This is a genomic window from Nocardia flavorosea, from assembly GCF_015477805.1.
Lineage (GTDB): Bacteria > Actinomycetota > Actinomycetes > Mycobacteriales > Mycobacteriaceae > Nocardia > Nocardia flavorosea_A.
In genome coordinates this window covers 1-3,388 of record NZ_JADLQL010000011.1, presented here as the reverse complement: position 1 = coordinate 3,388, position 3,388 = coordinate 1, and the positions used below count along the sequence as shown (strand labels likewise).

Annotated in this window: 1 rRNA gene; it reads left to right on the top strand. The window is 56.1% G+C overall.

Annotated elements, in window-relative coordinates:
- Positions 1 to 164: 164 nt before the first annotated feature.
- Positions 165 to 3,297 (top strand): 23S ribosomal RNA (locus IU448_RS28555).
- Positions 3,298 to 3,388: the final 91 nt, after the last annotated feature.

Here is a 3,388-nt window from a genome sequence, read left to right as displayed (position 1 = left end):
TCAACACACTGTTGGGTCCTGAAAGAACAGGCGTTCTTTCCAGGCAATAAACATGATCTGCTCGGATTTTCTGAGATACTGCCGGCTTGGTCGGTGAGTCCAGGAGTTCGGTTCGAGTGGGTGTGTTGTTTGAGAACTGCACAGTGGACGCGAGCATCTTTGTTTTGTAAGTGTTTTAGAGCGTTCGGTGGATGCCTTGGCACCAGGAGCCGATGAAGGACGTAGGAGGCTGCGATAAGCCTCGGGGAGCTGTCAACCGAGCTGTGATCCGAGGGTGTCCGAATGGGGAAACCCAGCACGAGTGATGTCGTGTTACCCGCCAGTGAATATATAGCTGGTGTGGAGGGAACGTGGGGAAGTGAAACATCTCAGTACCCACAGGAAGAGAAAACAACATGTGATTCCGTGAGTAGTGGCGAGCGAAAGCGGATGAGGCTAAACCATGCGTGTGTGATACCCGGCAGGGGTTGCACGTGTGGGGTAGTGGGGCTCATTTTCTCATCACTGCCGTGGTGAGCAACAGTCAGAAAAGATCGTGTTAGTCGAATTGGTCTGGGACGGCCAACCGTAGACGGTGAGAGTCCGGTAGGCGAAAACACGTTCTCTGTTGTAGTGAGTGCCCGAGTAGCAGCGGGCCCGTGAAATCTGCTGTGAATCTGCCGGGACCACCCGGTAAGCCTGAATACTCCCTGGTGACCGATAGCGGACTAGTACCGTGAGGGAAAGGTGAAAAGTACCCCGGGAGGGGAGTGAAATAGTACCTGAAACCGTGCGCTTACAATCCGTCAGAGCCTTTGCACAGCTTGCTGTGGGGGGTGATGGCGTGCCTTTTGAAGAATGAGCCTGCGAGTTAGTGGCATGTGGCGAGGTTAACCCGTGTGGGGTAGCCGTAGCGAAAGCGAGTCCGAATAGGGCGTCCAGAGTCGCGTGTTCTAGACCCGAAGCGGAGTGATCTACCCATGGCCAGGGTGAAGCGACGGTAAGACGTCGTGGAGGCCCGAACCCACTTAGGTTGAAAACTGAGGGGATGAGCTGTGGGTAGGGGTGAAAGGCCAATCAAACTCCGTGATAGCTGGTTCTCCCCGAAATGCATTTAGGTGCAGCGTCGCGTGTTTCTCACCGGAGGTAGAGCTACTGGATGGTCTAGGGGGCCCACAAGCTTACCGAAATCAGCCAAACTCCGAATGCCGGTGAGTGAGAGCGCGGCAGTGAGACTGCGGGGGATAAGCTTCGTAGTCGAGAGGGAAACAGCCCAGATCGCCGGCTAAGGCCCCTAAGCGTGTACTAAGTGGAAAAGGATGTGGGATTGCGCAGACAGCCAGGAGGTTGGCTTAGAAGCAGCCATCCTTGAAAGAGTGCGTAATAGCTCACTGGTCGAGTGATCCTGCGCCGACAATGTAGCGGGGCTCAAGTACACCGCCGAAGCCGCGGCAGTCGCACATATACATCCACGCACCTCTATGGGGGTGTGTGCAGTGGTGTGGCTGGGTAGGGGAGCGTCGTGTAGCCAGGGAAGCAGCGGGGTGACCTAGTTGTGGAGGCTGCGCGAGTGAGAATGCAGGCATGAGTAGCGAAAGACGAGTGAGAAACTCGTCCGCCGAATGACCAAGGGTTCCTGGGCCAGGTTAATCCGCCCAGGGTGAGTCGGGACCTAAGGCGAGGCCGACAGGCGTAGTCGATGGACAACGGGTTGATATTCCCGTACCCGTGTATCCGCGCCCAATGGCGAATCATCTGTGCTAAGTGCCCAAAACCTGATGGACCTCCTTCGGGAGGCCGGATGGGGCTGCGCATGACCCTGGGTGTAGTAGTCAAGCGATGGGGTGACGCAGGAAGGTAGCTGGGCCAGTCAGTGGTTGTACTGGTGTAAGCCTGTAGGGCGAGTGGTAGGCAAATCCGCCACTCTTGTGCCTGAGAGGTGATGCGTAGCCGATTGAGGCGAATTCAGTGATCCTATGCTGCCGAGAAAAGCCTCTAGTGAGTTGGTACACGGCCCGTACCCCAAACCGACACAGGTGGTCAGGTAGAGAATACTAAGGCGATCGAGAGAACTGTGGTCAAGGAACTCGGCAAAATGCCCCCGTAACTTCGGGAGAAGGGGGGCCCGAGCTGGTGACCGGCTTTACGCCGTGAGCTGGTTTGGGCCGCAGAGACCAGAGAGAAGCGACTGTTTACTAAAAACACAGGTCCGTGCGAAGTCGTAAGACGATGTATACGGACTGACGCCTGCCCGGTGCCGGAAGGTTAAGAGGACCGGTTAGCGCTTCGGCGCGAAGCTGAGAATTTAAGCCCCGGTAAACGGCGGTGGTAACTATAACCATCCTAAGGTAGCGAAATTCCTTGTCGGGTAAGTTCCGACCTGCACGAATGGCGTAACGACTTCTCTGCTGTCTCGACCACAGACTCGGCGAAATTGCATTACGAGTAAAGATGCTCGTTACGCGCGGCAGGACGAAAAGACCCCGGGACCTTCACTATAGCTTGGTATTGGTGTTCGGTACGGTTTGTGTAGGATAGGTGGGAGACTGTGAAACTCGCACGCCAGTGTGGGTGGAGTCGTCGTTGAAATACCACTCTGGTCGTATTGGACCTCTAACCTCGGACCATGATCTGGTTCAGGGACAGTGCCTGGTGGGTAGTTTAACTGGGGCGGTTGCCTCCCAAAATGTAACGGAGGCGCCCAAAGGTTCCCTCAGCCTGGTTGGCAATCAGGTGTCGAGTGCAAGTGCACAAGGGAGCTTGACTGTGAGACAGACATGTCGAGCAGGGACGAAAGTCGGGACTAGTGATCCGGCACCGGCATGTGGAAGCGGTGTCGCTCAACGGATAAAAGGTACCCCGGGGATAACAGGCTGATCTTCCCCAAGAGTCCATATCGACGGGATGGTTTGGCACCTCGATGTCGGCTCGTCGCATCCTGGGGCTGGAGTAGGTCCCAAGGGTTGGGCTGTTCGCCCATTAAAGCGGCACGCGAGCTGGGTTTAGAACGTCGTGAGACAGTTCGGTCTCTATCCGCCGCGCGCGTTGGAAACTTGAGGAAGGCTGTCCCTAGTACGAGAGGACCGGGACGGACGAACCTCTGGTGTGCCAGTTGTCCCGCCAGGGGCACGGCTGGTTGGCTACGTTCGGAAGGGATAACCGCTGAAAGCATCTAAGCGGGAAGCCTGTTCCAAGATGAGGTTTCCCACCACCTAGAGTGGTTAAGGCCCCCTACAGACCATGGGGTTGATAGGCCGGAACTGGAAGCCAGGTAACTGGTGGAGGTGACCGGTACTAATAGGCCGAGGGCTTACAAACAAAGGTTGCTACGCGTCCACTGTGCAGTATCTGAAACAACACACAGATACAGAAGACACCCACAATCCTTCATTCGTGGAGTAGTTGGGGG